General features: G+C 44.4%; 18 protein-coding genes. 12 read left to right on the plus strand and 6 right to left on the minus strand.

Translation table 11 applies throughout. The features are described 5' to 3' along the window. The first annotated feature begins 72 nt into the window (after positions 1 to 72). From BP97_RS0111620 to BP97_RS0111645, 6 genes are all read left to right on the plus strand, one after another. Positions 73 to 741, plus strand: a complete 669-nt coding sequence (locus tag BP97_RS0111620) for a TerC family protein (RefSeq protein WP_028549250.1) — start codon at positions 73 to 75, stop codon at positions 739 to 741. A gap of 205 nt (positions 742 to 946) precedes the next feature. Beyond that, positions 947 to 2,794 (plus strand): translational GTPase TypA, encoded by a 1,848-nt coding sequence (gene typA / locus BP97_RS0111625; RefSeq protein WP_028549251.1) that lies wholly within the window; start codon positions 947 to 949, stop codon positions 2,792 to 2,794. Positions 2,795 to 2,918: 124 nt separating this feature from the next. Continuing rightward, positions 2,919 to 3,188, plus strand: coding sequence for a YlaH-like family protein (locus BP97_RS0111630; RefSeq protein ID WP_028549252.1), 270 nt, complete (start codon positions 2,919 to 2,921; stop codon positions 3,186 to 3,188). 34 nt (positions 3,189 to 3,222) lie between these two features. After that, the gene (locus tag BP97_RS0111635) at positions 3,223 to 3,660 is read left to right on the plus strand and encodes a hypothetical protein (protein ID WP_028549253.1); all 438 of its coding nucleotides are present in this window, start codon (positions 3,223 to 3,225) and stop codon (positions 3,658 to 3,660) included. A gap of 130 nt (positions 3,661 to 3,790) precedes the next feature. Then, positions 3,791 to 4,063, plus strand: coding sequence for a hypothetical protein (locus BP97_RS0111640; RefSeq protein ID WP_028549254.1), 273 nt, complete (start codon positions 3,791 to 3,793; stop codon positions 4,061 to 4,063). A gap of 187 nt (positions 4,064 to 4,250) precedes the next feature. Continuing rightward, complete coding sequence (locus tag BP97_RS0111645) at positions 4,251 to 4,703, plus strand: pyridoxamine 5'-phosphate oxidase family protein (RefSeq protein WP_028549255.1); 453 nt, start codon at positions 4,251 to 4,253, stop codon at positions 4,701 to 4,703. Between the two features lie 34 nt (positions 4,704 to 4,737). On the opposite strand, the gene BP97_RS0111650 is transcribed toward BP97_RS0111645, so the two are convergent. Then, positions 4,738 to 5,277 (minus strand): YhcN/YlaJ family sporulation lipoprotein, encoded by a 540-nt coding sequence (locus BP97_RS0111650; protein WP_028549256.1) that lies wholly within the window; start codon positions 5,275 to 5,277, stop codon positions 4,738 to 4,740. Positions 5,278 to 5,382: 105 nt separating this feature from the next. On the opposite strand from BP97_RS0111650, the gene BP97_RS0111655 reads away from it, so the two are divergent. Beyond that, a complete protein-coding gene (locus tag BP97_RS0111655; RefSeq protein WP_028549257.1) occupies positions 5,383 to 6,714 on the plus strand; it encodes a PhoH family protein in 1,332 nt (443 codons plus the stop codon). A gap of 71 nt (positions 6,715 to 6,785) precedes the next feature. Here the strand turns inward: BP97_RS0111655 and BP97_RS0111660 are convergent, their stop codons facing one another. From BP97_RS0111660 to BP97_RS0111670, 3 genes are all read right to left on the minus strand, one after another. Further along, complete coding sequence (locus BP97_RS0111660; RefSeq protein WP_028549258.1) at positions 6,786 to 7,286, minus strand: hypothetical protein; 501 nt, start codon at positions 7,284 to 7,286, stop codon at positions 6,786 to 6,788. A 31-nt stretch (positions 7,287 to 7,317) separates the two neighbouring features. Continuing rightward, positions 7,318 to 8,412 (minus strand): hypothetical protein, encoded by a 1,095-nt coding sequence (locus BP97_RS0111665; protein ID WP_028549259.1) that lies wholly within the window; start codon positions 8,410 to 8,412, stop codon positions 7,318 to 7,320. A gap of 114 nt (positions 8,413 to 8,526) precedes the next feature. Continuing rightward, a complete protein-coding gene (locus BP97_RS0111670) occupies positions 8,527 to 9,498 on the minus strand; it encodes a protein-tyrosine phosphatase family protein (protein WP_028549260.1) in 972 nt (323 codons plus the stop codon). Positions 9,499 to 9,634: 136 nt separating this feature from the next. On the opposite strand from BP97_RS0111670, the gene BP97_RS0111675 reads away from it, so the two are divergent. Then, positions 9,635 to 10,753 carry a class I SAM-dependent methyltransferase gene (locus BP97_RS0111675; protein ID WP_231506282.1) on the plus strand — a complete coding sequence of 373 codons (1,119 nt, stop codon included), beginning with the start codon at positions 9,635 to 9,637 and terminating at the stop codon, positions 10,751 to 10,753. A 24-nt stretch (positions 10,754 to 10,777) separates the two neighbouring features. Here BP97_RS0111675 and BP97_RS0111680 read toward each other — a convergent pair whose 3' ends face one another. Beyond that, complete coding sequence (locus BP97_RS0111680; RefSeq protein WP_028549262.1) at positions 10,778 to 11,008, minus strand: DUF2626 domain-containing protein; 231 nt, start codon at positions 11,006 to 11,008, stop codon at positions 10,778 to 10,780. 347 nt (positions 11,009 to 11,355) lie between these two features. Between BP97_RS0111680 and BP97_RS0111685 the strand changes: the two genes are divergently transcribed. From BP97_RS0111685 to BP97_RS0111695, 3 genes are all read left to right on the plus strand, one after another. Continuing rightward, positions 11,356 to 12,009 (plus strand): RsfA family transcriptional regulator, encoded by a 654-nt coding sequence (locus BP97_RS0111685; protein WP_028549263.1) that lies wholly within the window; start codon positions 11,356 to 11,358, stop codon positions 12,007 to 12,009. Between the two features lie 99 nt (positions 12,010 to 12,108). Then, positions 12,109 to 13,080, plus strand: coding sequence for a ketopantoate reductase family protein (locus BP97_RS35995; RefSeq protein WP_036745750.1), 972 nt, complete (start codon positions 12,109 to 12,111; stop codon positions 13,078 to 13,080). Between the two features lie 19 nt (positions 13,081 to 13,099). Next, positions 13,100 to 13,495, plus strand: coding sequence for a DUF3397 domain-containing protein (locus tag BP97_RS0111695; protein ID WP_036745751.1), 396 nt, complete (start codon positions 13,100 to 13,102; stop codon positions 13,493 to 13,495). Between the two features lie 108 nt (positions 13,496 to 13,603). Here BP97_RS0111695 and BP97_RS0111700 read toward each other — a convergent pair whose 3' ends face one another. Beyond that, the gene (locus tag BP97_RS0111700) at positions 13,604 to 13,966 is read right to left on the minus strand and encodes a helix-turn-helix domain-containing protein (protein WP_028549265.1); all 363 of its coding nucleotides are present in this window, start codon (positions 13,964 to 13,966) and stop codon (positions 13,604 to 13,606) included. Between the two features lie 167 nt (positions 13,967 to 14,133). On the opposite strand from BP97_RS0111700, the gene BP97_RS0111705 reads away from it, so the two are divergent. Then, entirely contained in the window at positions 14,134 to 15,123 is a 990-nt protein-coding gene (locus BP97_RS0111705; protein WP_028549266.1) for an asparaginase, read from the plus strand. The last annotated feature ends 13 nt before the right edge of the window (positions 15,124 to 15,136 follow it).

Here is a 15,136-nt window from a genome sequence, read left to right on the forward strand (position 1 = left end):
ACGAAAGAATAGCTTCAACGTATTAAATTGGATGGATTAAATGTAGATAGTGAACTTGGAGGTTAGAAGCGCATGTTAGATTGGTTTCTGCTTTTCTTACAAATTATGTTAATCAATATTGTGTTGAGCGGTGATAATGCGGTAGTTATTGCCTTAGCAAGTAAAAATTTGCCTGTAAGTCAACGAAAGAAAGCAATATGGTGGGGGGCTTTTGGCGCTATAGGTCTTCGGCTCGTGTTGACTGTCATTGCCGTCTACATACTGCACATCCCTTATCTTCAAGCGGCCGGATCGCTGCTATTAATTTGGATTGCAGTTAAGCTGTTGATTGATGATGACGGCCATGCGAATGTAAAAGAAGCTTCAACTCTCGGCAAAGCTGTTTGGACCATTATTGTTGCCGATTTCGTTATGAGCTTAGATAATGTGCTTGCTATTGCCGCAAAGGCAAACAATGATATTGCTGTCATTATTTTGGGGATTGGTTTGAGCGTGCCTATCATCATTTGGGGAAGTACACTAGTCATGAATTTGCTGACGAAATTCCCTATCCTTGTGTTCCTCGGAGCTGGAATTTTAGGCTATACGGCTGGAGAAATGTTCGTGAAAGATAAGAGTGTTTCTGATTTGCTGCTTTCCGGAGTACCACACTGGATTGCACCTGTCATTGGTGTGGTCATTGTTATCGGGGCAGGCATTTTGAAAAAATTATCGAGTAAACCGAAGCCGCATCATTCTTAGACTTATCGCTGATTTTGTAAAAAGGATGTAAATGGAACGTTAAACTTGTCGTTTCGCCTTGCCTTTTTAACTTTTTGCACGTATAATAAACATAAATGTCAAGCGTCGGCGCTTATGTCCGACGCTTGTTTTGTGAACGGGCCCCGATTGCTTCCCACCAGGAAGCAAAGTGGCAGGGTCAAATTAAGGAGAGGTAAGGGAAAACATGCATTCAAGAGATAAAATACGCAACATTGCGATTATTGCTCACGTCGATCATGGTAAAACAACTCTGGTAGACAAACTGCTTCAACAATCAGGTACGTTCCGTGAACACGAAGCGGTTCAAGAACGTGCGATGGACTCCAATGATTTGGAGAGAGAGCGCGGTATTACAATCCTGGCAAAGAATACGGCGATCAACTATAAAGACTTTCTTATTAATATTGTGGATACCCCGGGACATGCTGACTTTGGCGGCGAAGTTGAACGGATTATGAAAATGGTTGACGGCGTACTTCTGGTTGTCGATGCTTTCGAAGGAACAATGCCGCAAACGAAGTTCGTGCTGCGTAAAGCATTGGAACAAAATTTGACGCCAATCGTTATTGTAAATAAAATTGACCGTCCGAATGCTCGTCCTGCTGAAGTTGTCGATGAAGTATTGGATTTGTTCATCGAGCTTGGCGCTAATGACGATCAATTGGATTTCCCTGTAGTATATGCTTCAGCTTTGATGGGTACCTCCAGCATGGAATCCGATCCATCCAAGCAAGATAACAACATGCAAGCTATCTATGAAACAGTAGTAAGCCATATTCCAGCTCCTACGGAGAACGTGGAAGAACCGCTGCAATTTTTGGTTACCTTGATGGACTACAACGAGTATTTGGGACGTATCGCAATCGGACGTGTCAATCGTGGTGTCGTTAAACAAGGACAGCCGGTAGCGGTTATTAATCGTGATGGCGTTACTAAGCAAGCTCGTATTGAGAAGCTGTTTGGCTTCCAAGGCTTGAAGCGTATCGAAATCGAAGAAGCGGGAGCAGGAGACATTGTTGCTATCGCGGGGATTAAAGATATCAACATCGGGGAAACCATTGCGGATCCGGCTAATCCGGAAGCATTGCCTGTATTGAAGATCGATGAGCCTACACTGCAAATGACTTTTGTTGTTAACAACAGTCCTTTTGCAGGACGCGAAGGCAAATGGGTAACTTCCCGTAAACTGCGTGAGCGTCTGTTTAAAGAGTTGGAAACCGATGTTAGCTTACGTGTCGATGAGACAGATAGCCCGGACGCATTTATCGTTTCCGGACGCGGTGAGCTTCACCTGGGTATCTTGATCGAGAACATGCGTCGCGAAGGCTTTGAGCTTCAAGTATCCAAGCCGGAAGTTATCATTAAATTGATCGACGGACAAAAGATGGAACCTTTGGAGCGCTTGATTATCGACATTCCGGAAGAAAGCATGGGCTCCGTAATGGAGAGTCTTGGAACTCGCAAAGCGGAAATGGTCAACATGATCAACAATGGTTCAGGCAACGTTCGTCTGGAGTTCTTGATTCCTGCGCGCGGCTTGATCGGTTACCGTACGTATTTCTTGACCCTGACTCGTGGTTACGGCATTATGAACCATGCGTTTGACAGTTACGGACCTTACTACGGTGCAGGTGTTGGTGGCCGTCATGAGGGCGTGCTAGTATCCAGTGAAACAGGTACATCCACGATGTACGGTATGCTGTCCGTTGAGGACCGCGGTATTCTGTTCCTGGAGCCGGGTACTGAAGTATATGAGGGTATGATCGTTGGCGAACATACACGCGATACGGACATTATTGTTAACATCTGCAAAGAGAAACAGTTAAATAATATCCGTTCTGCAGGTAAAGACGATACCGTTAAAATGAAAACTCCTCGTATTTATTCTCTTGAACAAGCGCTTGAGTACTTGAATGACGATGAGTATTGTGAAATTACTCCGAAGTCCATTCGTCTTCGTAAAAAAATATTGAACAAGAGCGAACGCGAGCGTGCTGAAAAGCACCGCAAAATGGCTGAAGCTAACGCATAATATGGTAAAAGAAAGCTCTGATGATTCAGAGCTTTCTTTTTAGCCATTTAGGTGGTATCAAGATCAAATTTATACTAGAAGTCCTCGATAGAGGCATATCTCACATAAGGAGGTTTTCTATCCTATGACCGAATGGTTTCGAGAGCACCCCGTTATTACATACTTGATTATCTTAGTACTGATCACCTATGTGTATAATAAAGTATTTAAGACTCGAAGGCTTCCCATTCTGAAAGAAGCTATCATTTATTTGATGCTTGCTATTGGGGCTGGTATGCTGCTATTGTTTCAATTGGGAGCACTCCCGATTGTGTTGTGCTTAGCTGTAGCCGTTGGTTTAATGTTCCTTGTCAGAATTCGGTATTTTATCGAAGGCCGTACAAAAAAACAATAAATCCAGATCTATCCAAAAGGAGTGGTGGCTTCGTATGAGGAGCTATTGGCTAGCGCCTGTTCTAATGGAGGACGAGTCTGCCTTATTATCCTCGGAACGTTTTGCGCTGACTCCACCGGAAACAAGAGAGCGTTTTCTTCAGCTGATGAAGCAGGTTAACCCACGGCTTTTGGTTCCTTTTAAGTCTAATTTGCTGCTCAGCGAGGAATCGGAGATAAGGTGTGGAGTGGATCAGCTTCCGTTCCAATTGGAGTCTGAGGAACAATTCGTTTTTAGCCCCGACATGCTGGAGTTATCTCACTGTGCACAAGCTTACATCGACAAGCGACCTATAGGTGCTGAAATGAGCTTGCTGCTGCAGCAGGCATTTGAGCTGCTTGGCTCAGAAGCCTCGGACGAACCAATTGCAGGCTGGCTGCATAAAATGAAGAAATGGAATGAACAAGGCTATACGATCTTGCTGCTGAGTTAAGCTTACGAAGTAGGCTTTCCTGCCGAAAAGCCCAAGCTAACGCTTACGAAGTAGGCTTTCCCAACGGAAAGCCCAAGCTAGTGCTTACGAAGTAGGCTTTCCTAACGGAAAGCCCATAGGAGGATGCAAAGTGAAATTGGAGGACGCGCTGTTTAACTGGTTGCAAATGAAGATTGTATCCGAAGCTCGGCCTGAAGATAAGGCAGCTGAGGAGACAAGGCTCTTCTTCGAGGAAATTTTGCGGGAAGATCACGCCGTTTCGGAACTCACGACGAGTGACGAAGATATGAGGATTCATATTACATATGAAGTAAATGGAAGCAGTAGCAAACTCTATTTTGACAAGGATTATGCCGAACAACTTCTCCATGACATTAATTCCAATCCTAAGTACAATCAGTGACATATATAAGGGACACACTCTATAAAATAAATTAATATCGTTTGAAAGGAGTGTCCCGCTATCCTTGGAATACATAACCGGTTCACCTTTGCAGCTACTACAGCAGTCTGTGGTTGCCAAGCAATACCTGTGTTATAATAAAGCTAGAAATAGCATCATTTAAACAATGGACACAGGAGGGGTAATCATGGCAGAAACGATCACAGTACTTTCGGAGCAGCTATTGGATGCCTTGCAAAAAGAAACGCTAGCCCTGCTAAGTACCATTGATTTTGAGTCGGGCTCTCCCACTATGAATGCTGTCTCATGGATGTATGCCAAAGATTCGGAGACCATTCGGTTTGCTGTAGATCAGCGTTCGAGAATTGTTACGAATATTAAGCAAAATGAACTGGTCAATGTGACGTTCATTGGCGCAGGGTCTGTTCATGCTATTTATGGCAAAGCACGCCAAGTAGCGGAGGCTTTGGAAGGCGTGCCGTTCAAGCTGGCATGCTTCGACATTGACATCACTGCCGTGCGTGACGCCATGTTCTATGGCTCGCGAATTTCCGTTGCGCCTGAATATGAAAAAACTTATGACAAGCGCGCAGCCGATAAGCTGGATGCGCAAGTTTCCGATGCTATGAAAAAAGCCTAGAATGGTCATTCTAGGCTTTTTCTCCATATGATCCCTATAACTGTTTATTCGGCATTTGAGGTTCCGTACTCTGAGGAGGTGACATTGGTTCTACTTCTCGAGGAATTTGCGGCATAATGCGGCCGATAATCTCCGCCATCTCTTCTGCAAATCCGCTAATCGGCTTACCGTTAACAACATTATCTCTAATTTTTCCGATTCTTGCGGCCATATCCATATCCGCTGTCACGATAGCATCCACGCCGTAAGGATCTTTCTTTAAAGCTTCCGCAACCGATAGCTTAATGGTTCCTACTTTGGAACGGTCCATATCCGGAGGCAAATTGATCCCAACTACCGCCGTGTTCCCGAAGACGACGCATTTGGCTCCTTCAACCAGCGGTATGCTGGTGGCAATTTGCTCCAAACGTTCGGAGACGGCCCGCGAATCGACGATTTCTTTTTTCTGAGGTGCCGTTTGCTTCACCTGCACTTGTCGATTCACATCATTAGTCGGGGAAGCTCCATTCTTAGGTGATTGGTTACAACCTACCAATACTGACAACAACACAATACAGTAGACAAACACTCTCATAATCGATCGTTCCTTTCTATCCCTTTAATTGCTTTGGTTAGTTTGTCCTTACTACTCGATTCCTATGTATACCGGCAACCAAACACCAGCCTGGGAGGGACTCAAATGAGTAAAATTTTTGTATTGGATACCAATGTGCTTTTACAGGATCCTAACGCAATCTTTGCTTTTGAGGATAATGAGGTGGTGATTCCTGCCATTGTTTTAGAGGAGATCGATACAAAGAAACGCAACGCGGATGAGTTAGGCCGTAATGCGAGACACATCTCCCGGATGATGGATAGTTTGCGTTCTCAAGGACGATTATATGAAGGCATCGAGCTCCCTAATGGCGGTAGTCTAAAAGTGGAACTGAATCATCGGAGCTTTGCGAAGCTCCAGGAAGTATTCGCAGAAGGAACCAATGATAACCGAATCCTGGCTGTGGCATTGAATTATCATCTTGAGGAGCAAGACAAGGTCGATCCTAGACCGGTTATTATGGTCAGTAAAGACACGCTGGTTCGGATCAAAGCGGATGTACTGGGATTGACAGCTCAAGATTATTTAACAGACCGGATTGTGAATATGCCAGATATGTATATGGGATACTTGACGATCCATGCTCATCCTTCGGTGATCGATGAGTTCTATACGTATCGTTTTTTAAGCGTCAAAACCTTAAATCTGGCTTATCCGCTGCATCCTCATGAATTCGTTATTCTGAGAGATGAGATGGGTACTTCCAAATCAGCCCTTCTAAAGGTGAACTCGGATGGGAAAAAGCTGGAGCCATTGTTTTTAAGCAATGACCCGATCTGGGGGATTGCGGCTCGCAACGCTCAGCAAAGAATGGCTCTTGAGCTGCTGCTTAACGACGAGATTCCAATCGTCACGTTAACGGGTAAAGCAGGTACAGGGAAGACTCTGCTAACACTTGCGGCTGGATTGTTGAAGGTCGAGGATGAGCGGAAATATAAGAAATTGTTGATTGCCAGACCCGTCGTGCCTATGGGAAAAGACATCGGGTATTTACCTGGGGAGAAGGAAGAAAAGCTTCGTCCTTGGATGCAGCCAATATACGATAACCTGGAGTTTTTGTTCGATACGAAAAAGCCGGGTGATATCGACAAAGTTTTGGCTGGTCTGGGCAGTATCCAAGTCGAGGCGTTGACCTATATACGCGGTCGCTCCATCCCGGGTCAATTTATCATCATAGATGAAGCGCAAAATTTATCCAAGCATGAAATCAAGACGATTGTTTCAAGGGTCGGAGAAGGCAGTAAAATCGTTCTGCTGGGCGATCCGGAGCAAATTGACCATCCCTATTTGGATGCATCCAGCAACGGGCTCACGTACGTCGTAGAACGGTTTAAAGGCCAACAGATTAGCGGTCACATCACCTTGGAGCGCGGGGAACGTTCCCATTTGGCTCAGCTTGCGGCAGATTTACTATAATTGAACAAAAGCGCAGTGCGAGGCTTACACATTAAGCCTCGCAACTGCGCTTTTGTTATGTTTAGATTAAGTTAACCAAGAGGAAGGAAATGTACAGAGCACTGGTATGCACGGGCAATTCTTGCCATAAGCTCATCCGAATGCAAATCGGTAATATAGATCGTATTGTCGTTATCCCTATATCTGGCTAAAAGATGTTCTTCCATCTGTAGAAGGGCTAGCGCTGGTTCAGCACTGACATCATCTGCTATTAGTGTGTACATGCTTACTTTATCCTTATATACATAGGTTTGTTCGGATCGGCTGACGAATCCGTAGTCGTCAAAAGTAGGCTCTATTTGTACTGATTCGGGCAGCAGCAGGATATCGAGCTCCTCATACGGGATTTTGTACTGTGCCATGATGCCGTATGCAGCTTCTCGTTCGTTCGGCTCGGAGAAGATAAGGAGCTCTTTGTCTCTGTCAAACAAGGGAGCTTTGGCAGCTAGTGCTTTAATCAATTGAGCGTAGAAGCCAGGAACCTTGCCATCGGGCAGCTCCATGCACAGTCCATATTTATGTATTGGTTTCATTGCAGTTCCTTTCGGTTCATAGAAATAAGATTTAAAGCGCAAGCTTCAGCATGATGCTGAGCTTCCCCTCATCCAGGCGAACATCGGTTACTTGTAAGAAGGAAGCTATCGATTGCGGGTAAATGCCAAAATCAAAATCTTTAATCATGGAATCGATAGTCGATTGGGGCAGGTCAAAGCCGTTAAATTGCAGCTGCTCCAAGTTAAAGCGTATATATTTTCCCTTTAACGTATCCTTCGTTGCTATGTCATAAGCTCCTTTAATCATAACCTCCATGTCATCTTGTTTGCCCTTCGCAATGACTTTTGATTCGTAGAAACGGAATGTCATATTCTGAAACAACGGATTTTTGGACCGAAGGAAAGTATTCAGTTCTTGATCAGTAATTTGGAACGTATATTGAAAGCCGTTCATGATGAGATGATTGCTTTTACCGCCACTAGTATCATTAATAATCTCTGGCAACTGATTCATGGCTTGCGCAAGAGCGCGAAAATAGGTTTTAAACAGAGGAATGCCTTTGTCCTGCCATTGTACAGTGAGCTTCGTAATTTCCTGGATGACGACTGCAGAGGACGCCTGCTTGGCCAAACCTTCGTCGAGTTGTTTCTGCAGCAGCACTTGCTGCGCTCTTTGAGCTATATAACGATCCTTGGTCTCTTGCAATGTAGCTTGTGAGGACAGCAGTGAGGCGTTAAGCTTCTGCAGCTCTTTTTGGTTGTTCAGGTGCCTTTGAAGAGTTTCATGGTCACTCATGACGATCATCTGTAAATATTCAAATGTCGATAGAGCATCTTTAAACGAAGTGATGGAGAACAACAGCATCCATAAGGAATCACGGTCACCCATATAATAAGCTCGTAATACTTTGCCTGCATGCTGCTTCGTTTCTATCGATCTAGCTTGCTGTTGAGTGAGCTGTTGTTCGGTTGAAGCCATTTGCAGTTTCAGTGTTTTTTGCTGCTCTTCTATGCGGCCTAGCTCTTGATCAATTTCAAACACCGTTAAGCCTTTTTGCAAAAGCTGCTGTGTATCTTCGTTAGCCGCTATAGCTGAGGGCGGGTAGACGGACAGGCATAGATAAAGGCATAGCAGGATGCAGGCTGCTTGCGGAAAGTGCCTCATCAGCGTATTTCCTTTCTGGATATAATCCATATAAGATTATCACAACTTTATGTGAAAAAGGGTAAAAAAATACTTCTTCCGTAAAGAAGAAGTAGAACAATGTGCGGCTATGCATTATTTTTTTGCGGCATTTGCAGGCTTCACCAGGCGAAGCAAATCTTCCAAAGATTTGACCTTAGCTGGGGTTTCTTGCGTAAATGCGGGATTTTTGTTTATATCCGATATAGTATAAGTCCAATTCAATTTATTCTCGTTAGTGCTGCTTCCGGATGTAAAGCTTAAATTCCATTGCTGCTCACGAATGTAGCCTTCGTTATCAATCATCAAAGTAATAGTGCTAGGAGCTTTGACTTTGATTTGACCAAGCGTGGTAGTCCATGAATCTACCGAGCTTGAGGCTGCCAAGCCATTCGTTTTTATAATTTCCTGCAGACCTGGAACGACTGATTGGTTCATGTAGTCAGCGAAGGCTTGCTCATTCTTCTTGTTAATCTCCAAAGTGATTCGTTTCACAGTTGTTCCATCCGATAAGGCCGCAGCCTCTTTTGACGTTTGAAGCCATTTTGGATCGATATCCTTAAATAGCTGTTGCGTAAGATTGGCGGTCAACTGACCGGTGTTCTTCAAAGGTTCTGTGCTTCCATTAGAAGAAGCCTGCTTATTTTGGATGGGAAGCATCATGTACTCATCCGGCTTATTTAATGGTGGCATTTGGAAAAACAATTTGCTATCTTTAATGAGAACGGGGATGCTGATTGGCGAACCGCCGTTAGGCGTGACAGTAAGGTTCGTTTCCATACGAGCCGGCTCAAGCGCGGCAACTCCCTTAAACTCTAATTTGCTCTCTTTGATTAGAGAGAACAGGGAGGCGGCTATTGGATTGGCTTGTCCAAATAACGAAGAATCCGCATGCAGATCGATAGATCCTTCGAATCGGTAGTTTGCAACGTCCTGCTGCTTGTTAATAGCTTGTAATAAATCCTGCTTCAGCTGCTTATTGTCCGTACAGCCGGTAAGGATAGTGATGGCGAACAGAGTTAACAGTAAGGAAATAGTGACGATAGACTTACGATAGACTGACAACATGTTGGCTCCTTCCAAGTGAATTCAAGAAACAACCTTCATTATATCGACTATGGTTCGATTTGTCTTTAGTGATATGGATGCATGTTTTTACTATGCTGTGAACATTCAACTTAGTAGAGAGCGGGTGAAACGCCGGGTGAAGGGGAATCGAGCGTTAATTGAGGTCATACAGCAACGTATCGAACAAAGTCCGGAAAGGGCAATAAGTTTTTACGATTATATGGAGCTCTGCTTATACCATCCGGAGCATGGATACTATATGAGTGACCGACGCAAAATCGGCCGCGAGGGAGATTTCTATACCAGCTCAGCCATTGGCGGTCTAATGGGGGAAGTGATGGCTCGCTACATCGCGTCTCAGACGAAAGAAATCGGTCCGAGGAGCCCTGTTACTATCGTGGAGTGGGGTGGAGGAACCGGGAGGCTTACAAGGCTAGTATTGGACGAGCTAAGGCTTGTAGAGCCTGAGTTGTATGACAGACTAAAGTATATATGTATAGAAAAAAGCTTGGCTCATCGGGCGCTTCAATCCGAGGAATGCAAGGATCATGCACAACGTTTGCATTGGATGAGTGATATTGAATGGCTGCAGCAAGCCCCTTGGGAAAATGCAATTGTGATATCCAATGAGCTGCCGGACGCTTTTGCCGTGCATCGTGTTGAATTTCGGGATGACCAACCTTACGAAATTTATGTTGAATGGGATAATGCGGCTGAAACCTTTAAGGAAAAGGCGATAAAGCTGAAGAATCAAGAGTTGATAGCGTTTATCGCACAGCAGCGAATGACCTTTCGACAGGGCCAGCAAATGGAGATCAATCTGGATGCCCTGCGCTGGATGGTCACGCTCGGAATGGCTTTATCGAGTGGACTGATAATCACTGTAGATTATGGCGATCAGGCCATGGAGCTCTATGATGCTCACCGGATGAGGGGAACCTTCATGTGTTACCACAATCATCAGGCTTCAGACGACCCTTATGCATTTCCTGGTGAGCAGGATATGACGGCACATGTAAATTTTACGGCTTTGATGGAAGAAGGAGAGAAAACGGGTTTGCAGCTGCAGGGATACATGACGCAAAAGCAATTTTTGGTGGAAAACGGAATTTTAACCATGCTTCAAGATCATAACGCTACAGACCCGTTTAGTCCTGTGGCACGGCGGAATCGAGCGATTCGTCAATTGTTAATAAGCGATCAGATGAGCGAGTTGTTCAAGGTGCTGATTCAAAAAAAAGGTGAGCTGCATTAATGCAGCTCACCTTTTTTTGTCTGACTAGATGGACATTTTGAAGAATGACCAGTACGTAAAGCCGGTAAATGAAAGGATCATGTACCCCCAAAAAAGCAATATGTAGGTACGTTCGGATAGTTTCATATACCCTAACAGTACGAAGATAGCCGTTTGGGCAAAAAAGAGCATTGCCATCGGAACCATTTCACCGGCTAACGCCATCAATCCGATGACCAGCGTCCAGAATCCAAGAACGCGAAACATGCGATCCATTCTGCATCCCCCTTAGAGTTATCGCAAGAAGATTTGCTAATTAGCATAATTTCTCACTTTCGGTACTTTACTACTAGACATTATAACTGTTGCATCAAGGTGTGTAAATGTCCAACCGTGACGAAATTAAAAACAATTTTTTGGCTTTCGGCCCTAGCTTACCCTATTCCGTACTAAATCATGTATGAGTCCCTTAAAAAATGGCAATACAAAATAGTAGAAAAAGATTCTATGAACTCTACTATGGGCATAGAGATGAAGTAACGCAACATTCCATGTCTTACTTTCGATAGATGAATGGATGGTTGATTGGTTGATTACCCAGGGGTTAGGAGGACTGCTTTTGTATGACAGCTATAAGACAAGATGCATGGAGCGATGAGGACGACTTGATATTGGCGGAGGTGACGCTGCGTCACATTCGTGAAGGAAGTACACAGCTAACAGCTTTTGAGGAAGTCGGCGAAAAGATAGGAAGAACGGCAGCTGCATGTGGCTTTCGATGGAATAGTTTTGTAAGGAAAAAATACGAGGCTGCTATTCAAATTGCAAAATCTCAGCGTCAAAAACGCAATCAGCAAAAAAAGCATTCCGCTTTTGCGGCTGTTTCGAACAACACTGCGGTGTTGGATCATACGCATGTTGAGCATGTGAAATCCAATGATACGTTTGCGGAAGAGTCTATATCTATCGATGCTGTTATTCGTTTTTTGCGCCAATGGAAAGGCACTTATCAAGAAATGTCGCGGCATATCCGTCATTTGGAGAAGGAACTGACGGAAAAGCAGGATGAGCTTGACCGGTTACGCGGTGAAAACGATGTGTTAAACAAGCAGGTTAATGAGGTTGAAACGGATTACCGTGTTGTAAATGATGACTACAAAGCGCTTATACAAATTATGGACCGTGCTCGCAAGCTAGCTTTTCTTGTAGAGGAAGAAGACGAGAATAAGCCTCGCTTTAAAATGGATGCGAACGGAAATTTGGAAAGAATAGAATAAGTAAAAGCCCCGCAGGCAATTGGCTTGCGGGGCTTTTGTTTGCTATGGATATTCTGCTAAAATGGAATAAAAAGGCTAGTCAGGGGAGCGTTGTGTCAAATGAAAGTTAGAGTAATAGGAGCGGGAGCGCTAGGGATGCTGATAGCAGCTTCACTAGCTGAAGCAGGCATACAGATTGAACTGGTTACACGCAGCCGCGAACAAGCAGATACCTTGAGTGAAGAAGGGCTGCTGCTTTTGAAGAAAAAATCGGATGCCTCTCAGCAGGAAGTAATAGTGAGACCGATCGTTATGTCGGAAGATAAGTTAGAGCTTACTACAGGTGTTCAAGCTGCACCGGACGTGATCCTATTGATGGTGAAGCAAACTGCGGTAACAGAGGAGCTGGCAGATAAAATTGCTGCTCAAATGAAGCCGGAAACCAGGTTGATTTGTTTTCAAAATGGAATCGGCCATACGGACATTTTATCGCGCAGCATTCCTGCTGAACAAATATGGCTTGCTGTTACCACGGAAGGAGCTTTTCGACACCATTCCCGCTGCGTAGAGCATACCGGTAGAGGACTTACATGGCTCGGACCTTTAAGCATGCCAAACGATCAGAAGAATGAGGATGATTTGGAAAAAAAACTGCAAAAAATGTTTCAAGATGCAGGATTTAATGTGTCTTTGTCGAACAAAATCACTAGTAAAGTTTGGAATAAACTGTTGATAAATTCCGTAATCAATCCGTTAACAGCTATTTTGCAAATACCTAATGGGAAGTTGACACAATTGCCTGCGACCATGCCATTGATGCGTGCGCTCTTCGAAGAAGGCGTTCAACTGGCGGGCAAGCTCGGCATTGAGCTGGCGGACGATTTATGGGAGCAGCTTCTAACGGTATGTGAACGGACGGCTGCTAACCAGTCCTCGATGCTGCAGGATATTCGTGCTTGTAGGCTAACGGAGCTGGATTCGATTACTGGTGGCCTGCTCGCCAAAGCGCAGCAAGCAGGCATGGGGCTTCCTGCTCATAGAACGGTGTACCAGCTGGTACGGTCGATTGAGCAGCAGTGGGGAAAAATATAGGCAAAGCAGGTGATCCGCTGTGAACGGATTCGTGGCTTGGTTGCAGACGGTGTATACGTTTTTGGCACTTGTTCCTTTTGTTTCTTTTTTTGCTGCATGGGGCATTGTATACGGCATATTCCGTGACAAGAAGAAAGCAACCTACGCAGCAATTGATGTGACGACCTTATTTTTGATAGGTTCCGTGTCCGTGATGACGCAGAGTTTATTCCAATCAGGGCTAGGGCTATGGTTGGTTGTTCTGCTGTTCTTGGTTGTTGGAGGACTTCTTGGCAACATGCAAAACCGTATAAAAGGCAAAATTAATCCTGTCAAAATTGCGCGAACGTTACTGAGACTAGGATTTGTCGTATTGTCTGCCTGCTATGTACTTTTGTTATTTATCGGCATAGGCAAATACATAGTGGCAAGCTAGCGCTTGCCGCATACTCTCGACTCTGAAGTTGACGGTCATAATCAGTGAAATGCTTTTAATGACCGGACGATGAAAGGGGGTATCCTGGGTAATTTTGCAGCTCCGAATTTACTTCTTCGCAGTTCCGTCCATTTCCCGTAAAACTCTAATAAAAGCAATGACGTGCTTAATTTCTCCGGAAGAAAGCGATTTCCCATCCACGGTTATCGTAACCTGATCTAGTTCCAATAACTCAATGTGTTCCGTCCGCTGTATCGCTGGCGGGTGATTAGGTTCAGTAACCCTACCCAATAAAAAGTCCACCGAAGTACCATAAAGATCTGCAAGCATCTTCGTAGCTTCTAGTGACGGTTCCCGATAACCGGACTCGTAACCTGCGTAGGTGCTTTTTGCAATTCCTAGTCTATCCGCAATATATTGCAATGACCACCGTTTACTTTTTCGCAGTTCGGTTAATCTATTTAAAAACATTGCTTTTATCCCCCTTATTCCAAATCCCATTATAACATCAGAAATTGGATACTCAAGACATATGTACGCGAATCGCGTAAAATTCGCTTGATTTATCGTTTTTTCACGAATATAATAAGCAAGGAAAGTCGCAAAAAGCGTACGATTCGAATATCTGAGGTGCGATGATGAAAAAATTGCTTTTATTGGCAACAGGAGGAACGATTACGGCCATTCAGGGTGATGAAGGTCTGGCTCCTGGGATGAATGCTGAGGAACTAGTCAGCTTTTTGCAGGCTAAGGATCAGAATTATCAAATTGTTAGCAAGCTGTTAATGAATATTGACAGTACGAATATGCAGCCCGAATCGTGGGTAGAGATTGCCAAGGCTGTATATGATAATTATTCAGAATATGATGGCTTTGTCATAACGCACGGCACCGATACGATGGCTTACACATCAGCTGCTCTTTCCTATATGCTGCAAAATCTAAGTAAGCCGGTTGTTATTACTGGTTCTCAAATTCCAATTAACTATAAGAAGACGGATGCGAAAAAAAACGTGATGGATGCCATTCGGTTCGCCTGTGAAGATACGGGCGGAGTGTTTCTTGTTTTTGACGGAAGGGTAATACGTGGAACCAGAGCTGTCAAAATCAGGACGAAAAGCTATGATGCATTCGAAAGCATCAATCATCCGTATGTTGCCTATATAAACGATACCGGTATTAAATATGTAAGCTCCAAGCCAGGCAAAAGTACGAAAAAGCCGAAGCTTGACGCTTCGCTGTGCCCGGATGTATTTCTGCTGAAGCTGCTGCCGGGAACGAAGCCGGAGCTGTTCAGTCAATTGAAACCCCTTTATAAAGGAGTCATCATTGAAAGCTTTGGTAATGGAGGGATCCCTTTCCAAGGGAGGGATTTGTTGCCTGAGGTAAGAGAGTTAATTGCTTCCGGTATTGCTGTCGTGATCTCAACTCAATGTCTTGAAGAAGGGGAAGATTTGAATCTTTATGAGGTTGGGCGCAAGGTTGCTCAAGACAGAATCATTCTTTCCGGGGACATGAACACGGAGGCTATCGTGCCTAAATTGATGTGGGCATTAGGGAAGACGGAGGATCTTGACGAAGTTAAGAAAATTATGGAGAAGCCAATCAACCAAGATACAACGTTGTAGGCTAATGTGCGCG

The organism is Paenibacillus sp. UNC451MF, from assembly GCF_000686845.1.
GTDB lineage: Bacteria > Bacillota > Bacilli > Paenibacillales > NBRC-103111 > Paenibacillus_S.